The sequence below is a fragment of the Nocardiopsis metallicus genome, assembly GCF_014201115.1.
Lineage (GTDB): Bacteria > Actinomycetota > Actinomycetes > Streptosporangiales > Streptosporangiaceae > Nocardiopsis > Nocardiopsis metallicus.
Window position 1 is genome coordinate 1,891,326 of sequence record NZ_JACHDO010000001.1, and the last position, 19,522, is coordinate 1,910,847.

20 protein-coding genes are annotated in these 19,522 nt (G+C 71.2%); 11 read left to right on the forward strand and 9 right to left on the reverse strand.

The features are described from left to right. Positions 1 to 35 precede the first annotated feature (35 nt). Together HNR07_RS08100 and HNR07_RS08105 are read right to left on the reverse strand one after the other, a co-directional pair. Positions 36 to 770, reverse strand: coding sequence for an SDR family oxidoreductase (locus tag HNR07_RS08100; protein WP_184363973.1), 735 nt, complete (start codon positions 768 to 770; stop codon positions 36 to 38). Beyond that, complete coding sequence (locus tag HNR07_RS08105) at positions 770 to 1,027, reverse strand: Atu4866 domain-containing protein (RefSeq protein ID WP_184363976.1); 258 nt, start codon at positions 1,025 to 1,027, stop codon at positions 770 to 772. The genes HNR07_RS08100 and HNR07_RS08105 overlap by 1 nt, the downstream gene beginning before the upstream one ends. A 141-nt stretch (positions 1,028 to 1,168) precedes the next feature. Between HNR07_RS08105 and HNR07_RS08110 the strand changes: the two genes are divergently transcribed. The 7 genes from HNR07_RS08110 (at position 1,169) to HNR07_RS08135 (ending at position 6,150) form a co-directional block, all read left to right on the forward strand. Continuing rightward, entirely contained in the window at positions 1,169 to 1,990 is an 822-nt protein-coding gene (locus HNR07_RS08110; protein ID WP_184363979.1) for an MmyB family transcriptional regulator, read from the forward strand. 355 nt (positions 1,991 to 2,345) lie between these two features. Beyond that, positions 2,346 to 2,693 (forward strand): VOC family protein, encoded by a 348-nt coding sequence (locus HNR07_RS08115; protein WP_184363982.1) that lies wholly within the window; start codon positions 2,346 to 2,348, stop codon positions 2,691 to 2,693. 119 nt (positions 2,694 to 2,812) lie between these two features. After that, positions 2,813 to 3,226, forward strand: coding sequence for a YciI family protein (locus HNR07_RS08120; RefSeq protein WP_184363984.1), 414 nt, complete (start codon positions 2,813 to 2,815; stop codon positions 3,224 to 3,226). An 8-nt stretch (positions 3,227 to 3,234) separates the two neighbouring features. Further along, the gene (locus HNR07_RS08125; RefSeq protein WP_184363987.1) at positions 3,235 to 4,530 is read left to right on the forward strand and encodes an RNA polymerase sigma factor; all 1,296 of its coding nucleotides are present in this window, start codon (positions 3,235 to 3,237) and stop codon (positions 4,528 to 4,530) included. 78 nt (positions 4,531 to 4,608) lie between these two features. After that, the gene (locus HNR07_RS36065) at positions 4,609 to 5,205 is read left to right on the forward strand and encodes an alpha/beta fold hydrolase (RefSeq protein WP_376769973.1); all 597 of its coding nucleotides are present in this window, start codon (positions 4,609 to 4,611) and stop codon (positions 5,203 to 5,205) included. Further along, a complete protein-coding gene (locus tag HNR07_RS36070) occupies positions 5,189 to 5,371 on the forward strand; it encodes a hypothetical protein (RefSeq protein ID WP_376769909.1) in 183 nt (60 codons plus the stop codon). The genes HNR07_RS36065 and HNR07_RS36070 overlap by 17 nt, the downstream gene beginning before the upstream one ends. 5 nt (positions 5,372 to 5,376) lie before the next feature. Then, positions 5,377 to 6,150 (forward strand): MerR family transcriptional regulator, encoded by a 774-nt coding sequence (locus HNR07_RS08135; RefSeq protein ID WP_184363990.1) that lies wholly within the window; start codon positions 5,377 to 5,379, stop codon positions 6,148 to 6,150. Between the two features lie 217 nt (positions 6,151 to 6,367). Here HNR07_RS08135 and HNR07_RS08140 read toward each other — a convergent pair whose 3' ends face one another. Then, positions 6,368 to 7,378 (reverse strand): aldo/keto reductase, encoded by a 1,011-nt coding sequence (locus HNR07_RS08140; RefSeq protein ID WP_184363993.1) that lies wholly within the window; start codon positions 7,376 to 7,378, stop codon positions 6,368 to 6,370. Positions 7,379 to 7,544: 166 nt separating this feature from the next. Here HNR07_RS08140 and HNR07_RS08145 point away from each other — a divergent pair, with 166 nt between their 5' ends. The 3 genes from HNR07_RS08145 to HNR07_RS08155 all read left to right on the forward strand — a co-directional run bounded on the left by HNR07_RS08145 (position 7,545) and on the right by HNR07_RS08155 (position 11,421). Next, positions 7,545 to 8,459: a LysR substrate-binding domain-containing protein gene (locus HNR07_RS08145; RefSeq protein ID WP_184363996.1), complete on the forward strand. Its 915-nt coding sequence runs from the start codon at positions 7,545 to 7,547 to the stop codon at positions 8,457 to 8,459. Positions 8,460 to 9,183: 724 nt separating this feature from the next. Continuing rightward, positions 9,184 to 10,812, forward strand: coding sequence for an alanine/glycine:cation symporter family protein (locus HNR07_RS08150; RefSeq protein WP_246420183.1), 1,629 nt, complete (start codon positions 9,184 to 9,186; stop codon positions 10,810 to 10,812). Positions 10,813 to 10,938: 126 nt separating this feature from the next. Then, positions 10,939 to 11,421, forward strand: coding sequence for a GNAT family N-acetyltransferase (locus tag HNR07_RS08155; RefSeq protein WP_184364000.1), 483 nt, complete (start codon positions 10,939 to 10,941; stop codon positions 11,419 to 11,421). Between the two features lie 121 nt (positions 11,422 to 11,542). Here HNR07_RS08155 and HNR07_RS08160 read toward each other — a convergent pair whose 3' ends face one another. From HNR07_RS08160 to HNR07_RS08185, 6 genes are all read right to left on the reverse strand, one after another. After that, positions 11,543 to 12,334, reverse strand: coding sequence for an SAM-dependent methyltransferase (locus HNR07_RS08160; RefSeq protein WP_184364003.1), 792 nt, complete (start codon positions 12,332 to 12,334; stop codon positions 11,543 to 11,545). A gap of 182 nt (positions 12,335 to 12,516) precedes the next feature. Next, on the reverse strand, positions 12,517 to 13,731 hold the full coding sequence (gene fahA / locus HNR07_RS08165; protein WP_184364006.1) for a fumarylacetoacetase: 1,215 nt from the start codon (positions 13,729 to 13,731) through the stop codon (positions 12,517 to 12,519). A 68-nt stretch (positions 13,732 to 13,799) separates the two neighbouring features. Further along, positions 13,800 to 14,660, reverse strand: coding sequence for a hypothetical protein (locus tag HNR07_RS08170; RefSeq protein WP_184364009.1), 861 nt, complete (start codon positions 14,658 to 14,660; stop codon positions 13,800 to 13,802). Between the two features lie 2 nt (positions 14,661 to 14,662). Then, the gene (locus tag HNR07_RS08175) at positions 14,663 to 15,886 is read right to left on the reverse strand and encodes a homogentisate 1,2-dioxygenase (RefSeq protein WP_184364012.1); all 1,224 of its coding nucleotides are present in this window, start codon (positions 15,884 to 15,886) and stop codon (positions 14,663 to 14,665) included. 82 nt (positions 15,887 to 15,968) lie between these two features. Continuing rightward, positions 15,969 to 17,660 (reverse strand): FAD-dependent monooxygenase, encoded by a 1,692-nt coding sequence (locus HNR07_RS08180; protein ID WP_184364014.1) that lies wholly within the window; start codon positions 17,658 to 17,660, stop codon positions 15,969 to 15,971. A gap of 63 nt (positions 17,661 to 17,723) precedes the next feature. Continuing rightward, positions 17,724 to 18,686 (reverse strand): MBL fold metallo-hydrolase, encoded by a 963-nt coding sequence (locus HNR07_RS08185; RefSeq protein WP_184364017.1) that lies wholly within the window; start codon positions 18,684 to 18,686, stop codon positions 17,724 to 17,726. 282 nt (positions 18,687 to 18,968) lie between these two features. Here HNR07_RS08185 and HNR07_RS08190 point away from each other — a divergent pair, with 282 nt between their 5' ends. Beyond that, positions 18,969 to 19,508 (forward strand): MarR family winged helix-turn-helix transcriptional regulator, encoded by a 540-nt coding sequence (locus HNR07_RS08190; RefSeq protein ID WP_184364020.1) that lies wholly within the window; start codon positions 18,969 to 18,971, stop codon positions 19,506 to 19,508. Positions 19,509 to 19,522: the final 14 nt, after the last annotated feature.

The following is a 19,522-nucleotide window of genomic DNA, read 5'->3' on the forward strand; positions in this document are numbered from 1 at the left end:
CGGAGACTCGCGGACGGCCGCACGGCCTGTCGGAGTCAGCGCTGTGCCGCCGGTCGCACCACGATCTCGTTGACGTCGACGTCATCGGGCTGCCCGACCGCGAAGGCGATGGCGCGGGCGATCGCCGACGGCGGGATCGTGTTCGCGCGGTAGGCGGCCATCGCCTCACGGGCCGCGGGGTCGGTGATCGTGTCGGCGAGTTCGGACTCGACCACGCCCGGCGTGACCGTCGAGACGCGCAGCCAGGGTTCGCTTTCCAGCCGCAGGCCCTCGGTGATCGCCCACGCGGCGAACTTCGTGCCGCAGTACACGGCCGCGGTCGGCGAGACCGCGTGGGATCCGACCGAGGCGACCGTGACGACGTGGCCGCCGCGCTGTGACTCGAACACGGGCAGGACGGCGGCGATGCCGTTCAGCAGTCCGCGTACGTTGACGTCGAGCATCCGGTTCCACTCGTCCGTCCTCAACGAGGACAGCGGGGACAGCGGCATGACGCCCGCGTTGTTGACCAGCACGTCCACGCGTCCGTGCTCGTCGACGGCTCCGTCGACGAACGAGCGCACGGCTGCGGGGTCCGTGACGTCGAGTGCGCGGGCGCGGGCACGCCCTCCGGCGGCCTCGATCCGCTCGACCAGCGACCGGAGCCGGTCGAGGCGGCGCGCCCCCAGCACGACGGTACAGCCCCGCTCCGCCAGGTGCAGCGCGCTCGCCTCACCGATACCGCTGGAGGCGCCGGTGATGAGCACGGTCTTGTCCTTGAGCCCGTCCATCAGGCGGTCCTCCTGTCGGCACGGCGGGTGAGCACCATGCCCGCGTGGTGCAGGGTGTTCGCGTCGACGAAGTCTCCGTCGGCGCTGAATCCGCTGTCGTCGACGTAGTCGATGTGTGTTCCGGTCACCGTGTACCGGCCCGTGTAGGCGCGCTCCCGGCTGCCCCGGGCCTCGACGTAACGGCCCTCGGCCAGCAGTTCGTGGCGGATACGGCCGTCGGCGGTGACCCACATACCGGCGTAGGGGTGGTCTGTCATGGCACTTCTCGCCCCGTCCGTGGGAGTTCGGCTTCTGTCGGGGCACCACTGTGCGCGCCAACCGCCCGACGGGCCAGGCCGGTGCGAGCCTGGGTGCGACGCACCCTCCCTGTTCGGCGGGGTCCGGGGTAGCGTCGCACCATGACACCACCGCCCCTGGCGCAGTTCCTGCGCGCCCGCCGTGACGCGACCTCCCCCGGGAGTGTCGGGCTGCGCGGTAACGCGCGGCGTCGGGTGCCCGGGTTGCGCCGGGAGGAGGTCGCGATGCTCGCGGACGTGAGCGTCGACTACTACGTCCGCCTCGAACAGGGGCGGGAGACCGGGCCCTCAGCGCAGGTGCTCGACGCCCTCGCCGACGCCCTCGCTCTCGACGACGACGGACGCGGCCACCTCTACCGGTTGGCCGGGCTCGCACCGCTCCCGCGCGCCGATCTCAGCACACGTCGTGTCGACCCGCACCTGGTGCGGCTCATGGACTCGTGGCCGGGCACCCCGGCGCTGATCGTCAACGCCGCCTACGACGTTCTCGCGGGCAACATGCTCGGGGAAGCCCTCTTCTGCGGGTTCCCGGTCAGCCGCAACCTGCTGGAGAAGGTGTTCCTCGACCCGGACTCCCGCGGTTTCTACGCCGACTGGCGACTCGCCGCGGAGAACGCCGTCGCCGGAATACGTCTCGCCGAGGGGCGGGCGCCGGAGCATCCGCGTATCCGTTCGGTCATCGACGGCCTGCTGGGGGCGAGCCCGGAGTTCGCGAGGATGTGGGCCGCGAACCGCGCCCGCGGCAAACGCCTGGAGATCAAGGAGTTCGTGCATCCGGCCGTGGGTGAGCTGACCCTGTGGATGCACACCTTCGACGTCGCCCAGACACCGGGCCAGCAACTGCTCTGCTACCAGGCGGAGCCGGGCAGCCCCAGCGCCGAGGCCCTCAGCCTGCTGGGAACGATCACGGCGTCCAGGCCCTGACCGGGCGCCGTGGGGGCCGTGCGGAACACGCTCCGCGCGGAGCACGTTCCGCTCGGAGCACGTTCCGCTCGGAGCGCGCCTGCCGTTGGCACAGCACCACCGCTCTGTGTGCGACACGGGACCCGCGGCCCCGAACCGGGGTCGGTGGAACGGTTCCCCGCCTCGTCTCCAGCGGTGGAACAGCGGTGTGTGGCCGGTACCGCCCGGAGCCGGGGTGGTCCTGCCCGCCAGCGGACGGTGATCGGGCACCGGTGGGAGGGAGTGGCGAATCCGGGCTCCGGGAAGAGCAATGGAACAGCGCCCCTTGGGGAGGATCGCGAGCGTATCCGTCACCGACTGCCAGGAGGTTCAACCCATGTCCGTCCGCCGGGTCGTGCCAGACATCCAGTCCGAGGCCATGGAGGAGAGCCGGGACTTCTACGGGCAACTCGGGTTCGAGACCGTCATGGACCTGGGTTGGGTCATGACGCTCGCGTCCCCCGCCAACCCGACGGCTCAGGTCATGTTCATGAGCCGGGACGAGTCCGCGCCGGTCGTGCCCGACATGAGCGTGGAGGTCGACGACGTGGACGCCGTCCACGCGGTGATGCTGGATCGGGGCGCGGAGATCGTGCACCCGCTGCGGGACGAGGAGTGGGGCGTGCGCCGGTTCTTCGTCCGCGATCCCAACGGCCGGGTGGTCAACGTGCTGACCCACCGGTGAACCAGGTCGGGGCGGCCAAGGACCCGGGGAGGAGTCCTCGCGGGGTGTCCGGTTCGCGGGTCCGGTTTCGACGTACCGGGTGAGAGCGCCGCCGGGGCGTTCTGGGAAGGAACCAGACCATGAAGTACCTGATCATGATGTACGCGACCCAGAACGACTTCGCCATGATGGCCGGCCGTCCCGTGCCGGAGCAGCCGCCGGAGCGGATGCTGAGCCGGGACGAGGTGCAGCAGATGCACCGGTTCATGGAGGAGTACCACCGCAGGCTCGAGGAGTCCGGGGAACTGGTCGAGGCCCGGGGGCTCACCCCGCCCGCGCACGCGCGGCGGGTCACCCTGCGCCAGGGGGACACGGTGGTCACCGACGGCCCCTACCCCGAGACCGAGGAGGTACTGGTCGGGTACACGATCGTGGAGTGCGCGAGCTACGACCGGGCCACCGAGATCGCCGCCGACCTGGTCCGCCCCGGGTTCGAGGGTGAGTGGGTGGACGTGCGACCCATCGCCGAGAACATGGAGGACCTGGGGATCTGAACAGCCGGATGGTGAGTGCGGAGCGGACGGGGCTCGAGGACCTGTGGCGTGAACTGGCCCCGCAGGTCCTCGGCGCGCTGGTGCGGAGGTACGGCAACTTCGACACCGCCGAGGACGCCGTCCAGGAATCCCTGCTGGCCGCTGCCGGACAGTGGCCGGGCCAAGGCGTCCCGGCCGACCCTCGGGCCTGGCTGATCACGGTGGCCTCGCGGCGGATGACCGATCTGCTCCGCCGCGACCAGGCCCGCAGGCGGCGCGAGGAACGGGTGAGCGCGTGGGTGCTGCCCCGGGACCGTACCGCTCCCCCGGCGGACCGGACACCGACGGCCTCCGACGACACGCTCGTCCTGCTGTTCCTGTGCTGCCACCCGGCGCTGCCGCGCCCCTCCCAGATAGCGTTGACGCTGCGCGCGGTGGGTGGTCTGGGCACTGCGGAGATCGCCCGCGCGTTCCTGGTGCCCGAGGACACCATGGCGCGGCGGATCAGCCGGGCCAAGCGGCGGATCAGGGAGGACGGGCTCACCTTCCGGCTGCCGCCCTCCGACGAGTTGCACGGGCGGGTGGCGGCGGTCGCGCACGTGCTCTACCTGGTCTTCAACGAGGGGTACGCGGCCACGGCCGGTCCGCGCCTGTACCGGGTGGAGCTGTCCGCCGAGGCCATCCGGCTGACCCGGCTGCTGCACCGACTGCTGCCGGAGGACGACGAGGTCACCGGCCTGCTGGCGCTGATGCTGCTCACCGACGCCCGCCGTCCGGCCCGCACCGGCCCCCGCGGGGAACCCGTGCCGATGGCCGAGCAGGACCGTTCGCTGTGGGACGCGACACTGATCGCGGAGGGGGTAGCCCTGGTGGAGGAGGCCCTGCCGGGCGGGGACGTGGGCCCCTACCAGCTCCAGGCCGCCATCGCCGCCCTGCACGACGAGGCGCCGGACTTCGAGGACACCGACTGGCCGCAGATCCGCGCGCTGTACGAGCTGCTCACCGAGCTCTCCGACAACCCCGTGGTCTGGTTGAACCACGCCGTCGCCGTGGCGATGGTCGACGGGCCGCGGGCGGGCCTGGCCCGGCTGAGCGACCTCGGCGGGGAGCGCGGCCTCACCGCCGACCACCGCTGGCACGCGGCCCGCGCCCACCTGCTGGAGCGTTCGGGAGACCGGGAGGCGGCGAGGGAAAGCTATCTGGAAGCGGCCCGGTTGGCGACCAGCCTGCCCCGTCAGCGCTACCTGTACACACGGGCCGAGGCCCTGGGCCCCTTGGATCCGCCCCCGATGGCCCGACCCCATGTTTCTCGGCACGCCCCTTGACCTTGACCCAGGGTCAATCCGGACGCTGGTCCCATGACGAACTCGAACACGAACACGCATCCCCGGCCCTGGAAAGGCATGCTGCCGGTGGAGGACACCGCGCTGGCCGTTCACGACACCGGCGGTTCCGGTACCCCCGTGGTCTACCTGAACGGCTCCTACGCCGGTAAGCGGCACTGGCGGCCCGTCATCAGGGCCCTGGGGCCCGGGTGGCGGCACATCACCTTCGACGAACGCGCCCGCGGCCGGTCCAAGCGCTCAGCGGACTACTCCTTCGAAGCCACGATCCGCGACCTCGACGCAGTTCTCGAAGCCCGGAAGGTGGAGCGACCGATTCTGGTGGGCTGGTCCTACGGGGCGTTGATCGGAGCGCACTGGGCCAACCGCTGTCCGGACCGTGTCACCGGGGTGGTCGGGGTCGACGGCCCCTTCCCCTGCGGTTGGACCGACGAAGCCTCCCACGACCGCATCCGCCGGCAGTACCCACCGGTACCGGTGGGTACTGCCGGCGGCCCGCCTCGTCGGCAACGCGGCGCGGATGAGCGCCCGGCAGCACGCCGAGATCAACATCGAGGCGCACCTGCTGCACGCGGCCCTGGAGCCCCTTCTCGAAGGCCTGACCGTCCCGCTCCGGTACGTGGTCGCCTCAGGGGAGGGATTGGGGAGCGAGAATGACCAGCAGGAGCAGATGCGCCGCACCCTCGACCCGGTACGCGCCCGCAACCCGAACCTGACCATCAGCGCCAAGGTCGCCAGCGACCACGGCACGATCGTGCGCAAGGACTTCCGCGCCATCGCCGAGGCCGCCCGCGAACTCGCCGCCCTCACCCGCGAAAGCTGACCACCATGACCAACGGTGTCACCATCGGCCGAGCCGCGGCCTTCGCCAACGTCACCGTCAAGACCATTCGCCACTACCACCGTCTCGGGCTGGTCGGCGAACCTCCCCGTGACGGTTCGGGCTATCGCCGCTACGGGTCGTCCGAACTGCTGCGCCTGGTTCAGGTGCGGACCCTGGCCGAGTCCGGGGTGCCCCTGGACGGGATCGGTGAACTGCTCGACGCCGACCCGCGCCGGTTCGCCGCAGACCTCGTCGAGATCAGGCAGCGGCTGACCGAGCGGATCGAGGAGCTGACCGCGCGCCGCGACCAGCTGGAGCGGTTGACCCACGGCGACCGGGCGCTGCTGCCGGAGCGGGCCTGCGCGCTACTGGCGCGGGCGGCCGAGGTAGGCCTGCCCCCGGAGGCGGTGGCGGCCTACCGCGAGGGCATGGTGCTGACCAGGGCCATGGCCCCCGAAAGCCTCGACTCGCTCCTCACCGGGGCCGAGCACGCCCTGGGCGATCCAGGGTTCGTGGCCTTGAACAAACGGTGCTGGGAGGCCAGGGACTGGTCCCCTGACGACCCCCGTCTCGAGGAGCTCGCGACCGCCGTGGCCGATGCCTTCCTCGCCGACCCCGAGCTGCTCACGATCCCCGAAAGCCTGCGGACCCGCACGGACACCTCCCGGTACAGGATGCTCAACCAGCACCGTGAGGACGAGAGCCCGGCGATGGCCCGGATGGGCAGACTGGTCGAGGGGCGGTTGCGCGCCGCGGGCGTGGACATCCCCCACCGGTAGGCGCCCCGTCCTGAGTCTGGGCGCCGGGTGCGTTGGCGGGCACCGCGCAGCTTCCGTGAAAGGCCGTCGCGAGGGCCGGGGCCAGCGGTTACGCGAACGCGCTCCGTCAGTCGGTGCCGGGAGCCGGTGCCGGGGTCCTGGGGCGCCCGGCACCGGAAACGACCGCCCGTGGGAGTTGGGCCCGGTTCGGGCGGTGTCGGTGTCCGGAAGAGGCGGGTCAGGCAGCGGGCACCGGAGCGTCGGGAGAGATCAGCCCTTCCTCGCGCAACCCGTCCCAGAACGCGGCCGGGATCCGCTCGTCGAGCGCGGCGCGGTCCTCGCGGACCCGGCTGGGCCTGGTCGCTCCCGGGATGGCGGACACCACGGCCGGGGCGGCCAGGGCGAACTGCAGCGCCGCGGCCTTGACGCTCACTCCGTGACCGGCCGCCAGTTCCCTGATCCGTTCCACCTTGGTGATGATCGCCGCGGGCGCCTGCTGGTACTCGAAGGTGCTACCGCCCGCGAGGATGCCGGAGCTGTAGGGGCCGCCCACGACGATGTCGACCCCCTGGGCGGCGGCGTCGGGGAGCAGTCGCTGGAGCGCCCGGTCGTGGTCGAGGAGCGTGTAGCGGCCAGCGAGCAGGAACGCGTCCGGGGTCGGCTCGTCCAGGTCGAGTGTCATCTCCAGCGGCTCCACCTTGTTGACGCCCAGCCCCCAGGCACCGATCACCCCTTCCTCGCGCAGGCGGGTCAGGGTGCGGAAGGCGCCGGTACGGGCCGATTCGTAGGCCGCGATCCACTCGTCGCCGTAGAAGTCCTGTGCGACGTCGTGGACCCAGACGATGTCCAGCCGGTCGGTCTTCAACCGGTCCAGGCTGTCCTGGATCGAACGCAGGGTGGCGTCCGCCGAGTAGTCGTTGCGGATCCGGTTGGGCCGGCCGTGGGTGAAGATGCCGCCCTTCTCACCCAGGTCCCGGCTGTTCGGGTCCTCGGTCTCTTCCAGGACGAGGCGGCCGACCTTGGTGCTCAGCGCGTAGTCCTCACGAGGCCTGCCCGCGAGTGCCGCACCGAGCCGGATCTCCGACAGGCCGGCGCCGTAGAAGGGAGCGGTGTCGAAGTAGCGCACGCCTTGTTCCCAGGCGGCGTCGACGGTGGCGGCGGCCTCCTCCTCGGGGACGGCGCGGAACATGTTGCCGAGCGGGGCCGTTCCGAATCCCAGTGCCCCCGGCAGGAGTGACTTGATACCCATGCGTGTTCCCCTCGTGTGTTCTTCGGCTCTCTCGCCGCGAATGTCGTGCGGGCGGGCGGCACCCTCCCCCGAGCGGTGCTCCCGGACCTGCGCCTTCGACGCTAGGGTCAGAAGTTGAGTCTGTCCAAGACTTGTTTTAACGGACTTGAGTCCCTGGAGGTCTTAAATGTTGGATCTTCGTCAGCTGCGGTACTTCGTGGCCGTCGCCGAGAGCGAGCACGTGGGCCGTGCCGCCGAGCGGCTGCACATATCGCAGTCACCGCTGAGCCGCCAGATCGCGCAGTTGGAGGGCGAGCTGGGTCTGACTCTGTTCGAGCGCGAACGCAGACGCGTTCGGCTGACCGCTGACGGGCGCACCTTCCTGAGCGAGACCCGGTCCCTGCTGCGCCACGCCGACCGGCTCGAAGGGCTGGGGCGCAGGCTCGGCAGGGGCGAGGAGGGCGGCCTGTGTGTCGGGTACGTGGACCAGGCCATGCACACCGGTGTACTCCCGAGCGCGCTGCGCCGTCTTCGCGAGGAGCGGCCGAACGTTCACGTGGCGCTCCACGACCTGCCCCCGGGCGAGCAGTTGGAGGGACTGCGACAGCGCAGCCTCGACATCGCCCTGCTCGGTACTCCTCCGGAACAGGACGATCCAGACCTGACCGGCTCACTGCTGGCGAGCGAACCCCTGCTACTGGCCGTACCGGTGGGGCACGCGCTGGCCGACAAGGAGGCCGTCACACCCGAGGACCTCGACCAGCAGCCGTGGATCGCGGTCGAGAACACCCGGCTTCCGGACTGGCGGGACGCCTTCCTGTCCGACAGCACCCGGGCGGGTTTCACACCGAGGATCACCCTGGAGGCGGCCGAACCGCTCAGTGCCCTGGGTCTGGTCGCCTCGGGTTTGGGGCTGGCCCTGGTCCAGCGGAGTATGGCACGTGGGGCACCGGAGGGCGTCCTGGTCCGGGAGCTGCCCTGGTACGAGCAGAGCGTGCCGCTGTGGGCGGCCTGGCACCGGATCGACCTACGCCCGCTGGTCGCCTCGTTTCGGCGGACGGTACTGGCGACCAGCACCGAGCCGACGGGCCACGGAGGCTGACCCCGCAACAGCGCCGCCGGAGCCAGCAACCGTCCGGCTCCGCTCCCCGCCGGTGAACGAACGCTCCTAGGGAGAGCCCGCAGCAGGCAGGCAGGGGTCGGATTCCCCTGCCCCGGGCGCCGAGGCCCGTCGCGCTGGAACTGCTCCAGGCGCGGACGTTCGCCTCGCACGCGACGCACGAACACCACCACCGCGTCGGCGAAGCCGTCTGGCAACGGCGCGCTCCCGCGACGGGGGCGGCACACGCACGAGCGGACCGTCGCCGGCCCCGACACGGGGGGTGAGGTCTGGTGGACAGCACCGCTAAATTCATCCGATCATTCCATAATCGGTTTTTTGATGACTGTCTGCAACCACGTCACAAAATAACGAAACAGTCAACAAATCCCGCCTCGCCCAGCCCGGAGCAGCAGCTCGGAGCTGGCCAGCGCCCGCCACCCGCATCCCTTGAACCACAAGGGATAACGCCCCAACAGGCCCAAAAGGTAATCACTGATTACACAGCGTCGCCGCCCTCCTGTGCCTCATGTGGCAAAAGTAAATGTTCGGGGCTTGTGTGCCGGATGCCACTTTTTGGCTCTAGGATCCCGAAGGTGAAGTACTGCTAAAGCTCAGCCATAGGCGGACTTAACACTCCGCTCACAGTGGAGGCAGGAACCTCACTCACCACTTCCGTCCGACGGATCAGACACGACTGCCCACAAGGCAGTCGCGCGGTTCCCCGATGCCCAGTCACTGGGACACGCGGGCCGACCTGACCGTCACGTCCGGCCGAAAGGTGCGCTACATGCTCAGCGCTGACGCCGTCCCCCAGGAAGGGGGCATCGGCGCGACCATCGAGAACGCCGTCGATGTCGTCTTCAACCCGATCGCCACCGTGCTCAGCGACGTGGTCTTCGCCAAGGTCACGATCTTCGGTGCCCAGTTCCCGTGGATCGTCGCCTGGCTCGTGGCCGCCGGCGTCGCACTCACCCTGTACTTCGGGTTCGTTCAGTTCCGCCACCCGATCACCGCCGTCAAGATCGCCCGCAAGGGCCTCGGTAACGGCGCTCCGGGCGAGGTCACCCACTTCCAGGCGCTCACCGCGGCCGTCTCCGGCACCGTGGGCCTGGGCAACATCGCCGGTGTGGCCATCGCGGTCACCATCGGCGGCCCCGGTGCGACCTTCTGGATGATCCTGGCGGGCCTGCTGATGATGGCCGTCAAGTTCGCCGAGTGCACCCTGGGCGTGAAGTACCGCGAGATCGGCCCGGGCGGCAAGGTCAGCGGTGGCCCCATGAAGTACCTGGCCAAGGGGCTGGCCGAGCGCGGCATGGCGGGCGTCGGCAAGGTCCTCGCCGGCCTGACCGCCGCGTTCATCCTCATCTTCGCCGTGGCCGGCGGCAACATGTTCCAGGCCAACCAGACCCTGGAGCAGCTTCGGACGGTCACCGGCGGCGAGGAGGGCCTGCTCGGCGGCAGCACCGGCTCGTTCGTCTTCGGTGTGTTCCTGGCGCTGCTCGTGGGTGTCGTGGTCATCGGCGGCATCACCAGCATCACCAAGGTCACCAGCAAGCTCGTTCCGAGCATGACGATCGTCTACGTGCTCGCCTGCGTCGTCGTGATCGGCATGAACATCCCCATGCTGCCCGACGCGGTCGGCCAGATCATCAGCGGCGCGTTCTCCCCGACCGGTGTCGCGGGCGGCGCCCTGGGCGCCATGATCATCGGCTTCCAGCGAGCGGCCTTCTCCAACGAGGCCGGGATCGGCTCCTCCCCCATCGCGCTGGCCACCGTCAAGACCAACTACCCGGCCAGCGCCGGCCTGGTCGCCATGCTCGGCCCGTTCCTGGACACCGTCGTCATCTGCACCATGACCGCGCTGACCATCGTCATCGCCTCCCCGCAGTCCTGGATCGCGGCGCGTGAGGCCGCCGCCGCGGGCGAGCCCCTGCCCGGCGGTGTGAGCCTGACCTCGGACGCCTTCGGCACCGTCCTGCCGTGGTTCCCCTACGTCCTGACCGTGGCCGTCGTGCTGTTCGCCCTGAGCACCGTCATCACCTGGAGCTACTACGGCCTCAAGGGATGGACGCACCTGTTCGGCGAAGGCAAGCGCAGTGAGCGGATCTACCTGGTCATCTACTGCGTGTTCCTGGTCATCGGCTCCGTGCTGACCCTGGGCGCGGTCCTGGACATGGCCGACGCCCTGGTGTTCGCCGCGGCGCTGTTCAACATCATCGGCCTCTACCTGCTGGCCCCGGTCGTCAAGAAGGAGCTGGCCCGCCTGCTCGCCCACCTGCGCGGCGAGGGCGAGAAGGAGCCCGCCAAGGCGGACGACAAGCCCGAGGGCCCCGCCGAGGAACTGGTGAAGTAGCCGGTACCGCCCCGGTGCTGCGCACCACCCCGTGAGAGTGCCCGCCCGGTCCCCGACCGGGCGGGCACCGGTGTTCCCGGAGCCATGGGCATTTATCATCCGGGCCCGGATGAGTACTCTCGCCCCATGGACACCGACGAACACCTGATCCGGGAGGCCTCACCCGAGGACCTCGGCGCGGTGGTGGCCTCCGTCAGCGGACTCTTCGCCGAGGACGGCGCCCGACACGACCCGCACGCGGACCCCTCCTGGCCCGAGCGGGAGGGGTCCGAGTACTATGCCCGGCTGATCTCCTCCCCCGACGGCCTGGTCCTGCTCGCCCTCACCGGGCAGCGACCCGTCGGTCACCTGGTGGGACGGCTGAACGGCCCCGATCCCCTGCGACCCCCGGTGCGGGGAGCGGAACTGGAGAGCATGCGGGTGGCGCCCCAGGCGCGCGGCAGCGGGGCGGGTTCGGAACTGATGCGCCGCTTCCTGGCCTGGGCGGCCGAGCGCGGCGTCAACGAGACCCGTGTGCGCGCCTTCGCCGCCAACACCGGCGCACAGCGCTTCTACCAGCGCTGGGGATTCGCCCACACGCACGTGGACCTGGCCCGGCCCCCGTACTGAGGAGGGCACGCACCCGTCGAGGCCCCTTGGCCTGATCCGGTGAAGGGCCCCGGCAGGCCCCGGGGCCGAACGGATCCAGGGGGCCCGCCGGGTCTCCTCGCTGCGAAGTGCCCTCCGAGCCTCAGGGTTTGCGGGCCACTCCGCAGTACTGGTCGACCTCGGTGGCCTTGCCGACCTCGGCCTGCGCCGGTTTCCAGAAGGGGGCGGAGACGACGCCGGGCTCCACCAGGTCGAGTCCGGCGAAGAAGCCCTCGATCTCCTTGGGGGTGCGCAGGTGGTAGGGGATCGCCGCGGTCTCGTTCCAGCGGCGGGCGGCCTCGATCATCGGCTCGCTGGTGGCCGTTCCGTCGCACATGGCCAGGAAACTGCCCGAGGGCAGCGCGTCCACGTAGGCACCCACCGCGGCGTAGGCCACTTCGTTGTCGGGGGTGTGCCCCATCGTGCCCAGGATGGTGAGGGCGATCGGCTGCGAGAAGTCCAGGTGTTCCCGGGCGGCGGAGAGCACGGTCTCCGGCTCGTGCAGGTCGGCGTCGACGTAGTGCACCTCGCTCAGGCCGTCGCCGGTCAGCAGGGCGCGGGCGTGGGCCAGCACCATGGGGTCGTTGTCGACGTAGACCACCCGGGACTCAGGGGCCACCGCGTGGGCCACCTCGTGGGTGTTGTTGTGGGTGGGCAGCCCGGTGCCGATGTCCAGGAACTGGCGGACCCCGCACTCCCTGGCCAGGTAGGTGACGGCCCTGATGAGGAACTGCCGGTCGGCGCGGGCGGCACCGACCATCTCGGGGTAGGCCTGGAGCACGTAGTCACCGACCTCGCGGTCCACCGGGTAGTTGTCCTTTCCTCCCTGCCAGTAGTTCCACACCCGGGCCGAATGGGCCTTGGTGGTGTCGATCTGGGGGAGCTGCTCACTCATGGGGGCGCCTTCCTCGGGGAGTTGACGCCAGTATTCTCGCGTTCCCGGCAAGCGGGGACAAATCCGCGACCCCGACGGCCGGCACGGGGGCAGCGGAGGACACCGGGTGTGGAGGGGACGGGTGGGCGGCGGTGCGCTGCGCACCGCCGCCCACCCGTTCGCGCGTCCTGGTCCTGGCGCGGCTACCGCGCGGGCAGGATGCGGCCGGTGACCTCGCCGAAGTCGATCCGGGTGCCCTCGGGGCCCGGGGCGGTGGCGGTGATGGTGACCTCGTCGCCGTCCTCCAGGAAGGTGCGCTCGGTGCCGTCGGGCAGTCGGAGCGGCTCCCTGCCGGACCAGGTGAGCTCCAGGAAGCAGCCGCGCTGGGCGGCCTCGGGGCCGCTGACGGTACCGGAGGCGTACACGTCACCGGTGCGCAGGGAAGCGCCGTTGACGGTCATGTGCGCGAGCTGCTGCGCCGCGGTCCAGTACATCTGGGAGAAGGGCGGGTTGGAGACCAGGTGACCGTTGAGCCGCACCTCCAGACGCAGGTCCAGGCCCCAGGGCTGTGAACCCTTGAGGTAGGGCAGCGGTTCGGGGTCCTGGGCGGGCTGCTCGACGCGGGCCGACTCCAGGGCGCTGACCGGGACGATCCACGGGGAGATCGAGGTGGCGAACGACTTGCCCAGGAACGGCCCCAGCGGCACGTACTCCCAGGCCTGGAGGTCGCGCGAGGACCAGTCGTTGAGCAGGAACACGCCGAACACGTGGTCGGCGAAGTCGTCCACCGCCACTCGCTCGCCCATCGGGCTGGGTGTGCCGACGACGAAGCCGACCTCCGCCTCGATGTCCAGGCGGGCCGAGGGCCCGAACACCGGGACGGGTTCGGTCGGGGGCTTGCGCTGGCCGGTGGGGCGGACGATGTCGGTGCCCGAGACCACGATGGTGCCCGAGCGGCCGTGGTAGCCGATGGGCAGGTGCTTCCAGTTGGGGGTGAGCGGCTCCTGCTCGGGGCGGAAGATGCGGCCCACGTTGGTGGCGTGGTGCTCCGAGGCGTAGAAGTCCACGTAGTCGGCGACGGTGAACGGCAGGTGCAGCGTCACCGAGGCGCGTTCCACCAGGTGCGGACGTACGGCGGCCTCGTGGGCGGGGTCGGTGAGCCAGGAGGTGACCGCCGCGCGGACCTGGTCCCAGACCGGGCGTCCGGCGGCCAGGAGGCCGTCCAGATCGGGCCCGGAGACGGCCTCGGCGAAGGGTGCGCCGAGAGTGCGGGCGGCCGCGCCCAGGTCCAGCACCTGGTCGCCGATCGCCACACCCGGGCGGGTGGCGGGGTCGTCCCCGGTGGAGAACACACCGTAGGGCAGGGTGGCCGGGCCGAACTGCGCGTCCGGAGCGATGTCGAGCCAGCTGTCGGGCATGGAGTGGAGCTTTCTGCGAGTGGGTGTGGCGGGCGGATACGTCAGACGGGTGCGGCGAGCAGGTGTGGTCAGGGGTTGAGCGCGCCGAGGACCACCAGGTCGTCCAGGGGCTCGACGATGCTGCACGTGCCGAAGGAGCGGAAACTCGAACGCACCCGCTCCACCTGCTCGGAGGTGAGCCCCGCGACGCGGGCGGCCAGGGCACGCCCGTCCCGGTCGGCCAGGACCTCGGCGGCATCAGCGGCGGTTCCCCCGGACAGGAGGATGTGGGTGGCCAGCAGCACGTTGAGGAAGCCGTGCTGCTCGAAACCCTCGGCGGTGGTGTGCCGGACCGCGTGGTGCAGTCCGGCGGTGCACTTGAAGGACACCCCCGCACCGATCGCGGCGGCCAACAGCGCGGCGAGCTCGGTCTCGCTCGGGTGGGCCTCGGCCCTGACCCCGCCGGTGCGGAACTTGGCGTGGGCGCCGGTGCCGACCAGGGCCTCGATGTCGGCGGTGGCCTTCTCCCCCCGGGCGACCTCCACGTAGCCGTCGGCCCCGGGCTCCCCGCCGTCCCCCGCCATCGCCTTGACCACGGCGGCGGCGGTGTCGGCGGCCTCCCCCGGGGCGGCCGCGACCTCCACCCCTGCCAGGCTCAGCGCCGGGTCGGAGCGCACGGCGTCCACCGCCGCGGCCAGGCCGTCGGCGCCGCCGGGGACGGTGACCACCAGCGCGAGCGGTTCGCCGTGGGCCTGGTCACGGGAGAGCACCGTGCGCAGTTCGGCCAGGCGGGCGTCCGCGACCAGGAACGGGCCCACGTAGGGGGCGCGCCGGGAGGCCCGGTGCGCCCGGTGGGCGGGGATCGCCTCGCCCATGGGCGCGTTGCCGGGCGGGAACAGCGCGGCGTCGTCGAACAGGGCCCGGTACAGGGCGGGTCCGGAGTCGCGCACGCCTACCCCTCCCCCTGTTCGCGCTGCTCGCGCCGGCCCTTGGCCCAGGTCCAGGCGTAGCTGCCGTCGTCCACGGCGGTGCCGCCCTCGCCCAGGTCCAGCGGGCGGAAGGTGTCGACCATGACGGCGAGCTCGTCGAAGGCCTGCACGCCCACGCTGCGCTCGTAGGCGCCGGGCTGGGGGCCGTGCGAGTGACCGCCGGGGTGCAGGGAGATGGAGCCCTGCCCGATGCCCGAACCCTTGCGGGCCTCGTAGTCGCCGCCGCAGTAGAACATGACCTCGTCGGAGTCCACGTTGGAGTGGTAGTAGGGCACGGGGATGGACTCGGGGTGGTAGTCCACCTTGCGCGGCACGAAGTTGCAGATGACGAAGTTGTGCCCCTCGAACACCTGGTGAACGGGCGGCGGCTGGTGGATACGGCCGGTGATGGGCTGGAAGTCGTCGACGTTGAACACGTACGGGTACAGGCAGCCGTCCCAGCCCACCACGTCGAAGGGGTGCGTGGGGTAGGTGTAGCGGGTGCCGGAGATACCGCCGGGGCCGTCGCCGCGGTGCTTGATGAGCACGTCCACGTTCTCGCCCTCGACGAGCAGGGGCTCGGCGGGGCCGCGCAGGTCGCGCTCGCAGTAGGGGGCGTGTTCCAGGAGCTGCCCGTAGCGGGACAGGTAGCGCTTGGGCGGGGCGATGTGGCTGTTGGCCTCGACCACGTAGGCGCGCAGCGGCTCGTCTCCGGTGGGCACCCAGCGGTGGGTGGTGGCGCGCGGCAGGATGACGTAGTCGCCGCGTCCCACGTCCAGGGCGCCGAACACCGTCTCCACCCGGGCGGTTCCGGACTCGACGTAGACGCACTCGTCACCGATGCCGTTGCGGTACAGCTGCGAGGGGGCTCCGGCGACCACGTAGGAGATGCGCACGTCGCCGTTGCCCAGGACGAGGCGGCGGGACTCGACGACGTCGTTGGCCTTCCACTCCTGGCCCTGGAAGAGGTCGTGCAGCTTGAGGTGGCGGGGCACCATCGGGGCGTTGCGCCTCAGGGACTGGTCGGGGACCTCCCACTCGGCGGCGTCGACGATGGCCGAGGGGATGGCGCGGTGGTACAGGAGCGAGGAGTCGGCGGAGAAGCCCTCCTCGCCCATCAGCTCCTCGTAGTACAGGCCGCCGTCCGGGTTGTGGTGCTGGGTGTGGCGGGTGCGGGGCACCTCGCCGACCTTGCGGTAGTACGCCATGTCGGGGTCCTCCTCCGTGGTCGGTTCGGGTCGAGTGGTCGTGTCGGCTGGTCGGGCCGGGCGATCGAGTCAGGTGGCCGGGTCAGGCGGGAACCGTGTCGACGGGGTCGGTGGCCGGGTGGCCCAGGGCGGTGCGCACCGCCGCCCGGACGGCTTCGGGGTCCGTACCGGGGACGACGGCGGCGACGTGGGCGTCGGGGCGCACGAGCCAGACCTGGCCGGGGCCGGGGTCCAGGGCGCGGCGCAGGGCTCCGGTGGCGTCGATGTCGTCGAGGTGCAGCGTGGTGACCGGGGCCGGGGTGGCTCCGGTGGCGGTGGCGTGCACGAGGGCGCGCAGGGCCTCGCGGTCAGACGGGTCCCCGCCTTCTCCGGCCGCACCTTCTCCAGCACCCAGCAGCAGGGTGAGCCCTTCGCGCAGCAGCGGCCGCAGGCGCTTGACCTCGGGCCGACCGGCCACGGTGACGGGGGCGTCGGGCAGGATCACGCCGGGGCAGGGCACGGGCGCCTGGCCGCGCGGGGGCCGGCCGCCGAAGGGGCGTTCGGGGCAGGCGGTGGTCAGCGCGGAGCCGGTGTACCAGAACGGTTCCGCCAGCCGCCCGGAGTCCACGTTCGGGTGCGCGCCGGCGTCGGTGACGGCCTGTCGCAGAACGCTGATCCGCCGCTCGCGCTCGGCCTCGTCCTGGGGCACGAGGAAGCGCATGGTGGCGCTGGTGACGTCGGCGTTCTCCAGGGCGGCGGCGTGGCGTTCGGTGTGGTAGCTCTCCAGGAGCTCCTCCCCCGCCCAGCCTTCGCGGACGTAGGCGAGCTTCCAGGCGGCGTTCTCGGCGTCCTGGACCCCGGAGTTGAGGCCGCGGGCGCCGAAGGGCGCGACCAGGTGGGCGTTGTCCCCGGCGAGCAGGACGCGCCCGCAGCGCATGCGGTCGGTGACGCGGGTGTGGAAGCGGTACACCGAGTGCCACACGATCTCGTAGGGGGTGTCGCCGACGATCTGGCGGATGCGGGCGTCCAGGCGGCCGCTGGACTCCTCGGCCTCCAGGTCGAAGTCGGAGGGCACCTGCCAGTCGATGCGAAAGACCGAGTCGGGGCAGGGGTGGATGAGGACCTGGCGGCCGGGGTTCCACTCGGGGTCGAAGTAGAAGCGGCGTTCGCGTTCCCAGTCGCCGAGGTCGGCGCGGATGTCGCAGATGAGGAAGCGGTCGTCGAAGCTGGTGCCGGAGAAGTCAAGGCCCAGGGCCTTGCGGACCACTCCGCCGTGGGCGCCCATGCAGGACAGCGCGTGGGAGCCGCGCAGCCGCACCGGGCCGTCGGGGGTGGCGCACTCGACGGTGACCCCGTCGGCGTCCTGGTCGATGCCGGTGACCTCGTGGCTCCAGCTGATCTGGACCCCGGCCCGGGCGAGCAGGTCGTCGAGGACCTCCTCGGTGCGGGACTGGGAGATGTTGACGAAGGAGGGCAGGGAGGAGGCGCCCGGGTCGGGCAGGCGCACGCTGAACAGCTCGTGCCCCTGGTAGAAGGTGCGGGCGGTGTCCCAGGTCAGCCCTTCGGCGATGATGCGGCCGCCGCCGAGCCAGTCCCAGACGTCGAGGACGTCGCGCTGCTGGCAGATGGCCTTGGAGCCGACGGCGTCGCGTTCGGGGCGGCCGTCGACGACCAGTACGGGGACCCCACGGCGGGCCAGCAGCAGGGCGGCGGTCTGGCCGACCGGGCCCGCGCCGAGCACCAGGACGGGGTCGGTGGCGGTGTCAGCCGGGGTGCGGGGCGCTGGGGGGCGCATGGGCGGCTCCGTTCGTGGGGCGCCCCGTACGGGCGCGGTGGGCGGTGGAGGGCGGCGCGGGGATCAGCCCTGGAGCTGGTCCCAGACCTCGCGGTCGCGCTCGGCGGTCCAGATGACCGGGCGCTCGATGCCGCGGAACTCGTCCCACAGCCGTGAGACGTCGAAGGGCAGGCAGTGCTCGAAGATCGGCCAGTGGCCGTAGTCGTCGGCCAGGGCGGCGTGGGTGGCGGTGAAGGCCTCCTTGAGGGTGCCGCCGCGCTCGTGGACGGCGCCGACCTCGCGGATCATCACGTCGAGGAAGTTGCGGGTCTGCTCGATGGCGGCGTCGACCTCCTCGCGGCCCCGGCTGACGGCGCCCCGGCCGCCGACGAGCATTTCGGCCCGGAGGGCCTTGACGCTGTCGAGGGCGGCCCCGGCCCAGTCCTTGTGGAAGGCGTCGCCGGTGTAGAGGGCGGCCTGGGCCTCGACGAGGTCGCCGGCGAAGAGGATCCTCTGCTTGGGCAGCCAGGCGACGATGTCGCCCTCGGTGTGGCCGCGGCCGAAGTACTCCAGGACCAGTTCGCCGCGGTCGCCGCCGAGGTCGATGGTGGTGCGGTCGGCGAAGGTCTGGGTGGGCCAGGTCAGGCCGGGGACGGAGTCGGCGTCCTTGGCCAGGCGGGGCATCCGGCCGAACTCGCTGGCCCAGTCCTCCTTGCCGCGCTCGCGAATCAGCTCGTGGGTCTTCTCGTGGGTGAGGATGACGGTGGCGTCGAAGGCGCTGGCGCCCAGGACGCGGACCGCGTGGTAGTGCGAGAGCACCAGGTAGCGGATGGGCTTGTCGGTGTGCTCGCGGAGCTTGGCCAGCCACTCCTTGGCGGCGGTGGGGGTGGCCAGGGCCTCGAAGGCCACCACGAAGTCCTCACCCTCGATGGCGCCCACGTTGGGGTCGCCCTCGGCGGTGAGGGCGTAGACGCCGTCGGCGAGGACCTCCAGGGTCTGCTCCTTGGCCTCGGTGTCGGCGGATGAGGCGAACGGCTTGGCTGCCATGGTCAGACCCTTCACTCGTCGCGGGCGGCTGCCGCCGCCCAAATAATCAAACGTTTGATGAATCTGACCATAACGTGCTCCGGGCCACAGCGCCAAGAGGCGCACGGCTACTCGGCAGGTGATGCAGATCACACATTCAGGCTACTCACCACCGCCCGAACCCGAGGGGCGAACACTCGCGGCCGGACACCCCAGCGAGCCCGGCCGGGCGGAAACAACCGGAAGGCTACGAAGCAAAGGGGAGGCAAACGCAGGAGACGGCCTCGTACTAGGCTGGTCCGCGTGACTCACAACACCGCACCCTCTGACGAACTCACCTTCTGGTCATTCGTGGACTACGCGGTGCACAAGGCCGAAAAGGAGCTCCCCTCGGTCAACGCCGAGGCCATGCGCATGGTCCTCACCCTCAACCGGGCGACCAGCATGGTGATCTACGACCTGGAGTCCTCCGTCCACCGCCCCCGGGGCTGGACCTGGCCGGGGTTCCGTGTGCTCTTCGCGCTCTGGCTGGCCGGACCCATGGAGGCCAAGACCACCGCCGAGATATCCGGCATGAGCCGCGCCGCGCTGTCCGCCCTGCTCAACACCCTCGAACGCGACGGACTACTCAGCCGCGAACGCGCCACGCACGACCGCCGGGCCCTTCAACTCAGCCTCACCGAAGCCGGATACGGGGCGATCCTGGGCGTGTTCCGCGCCCACAACCGACGCGAGAGCGCCTGGGCCGAGGCCCTCGAACCCGAGGAGCGCCTCGAACTGGTCCGCCTGCTCAACAAGCTGATGGCCGGATCCACCGACGCCCAGGCCAAGTTCCGCAACTAGCCGACCGCTGACAG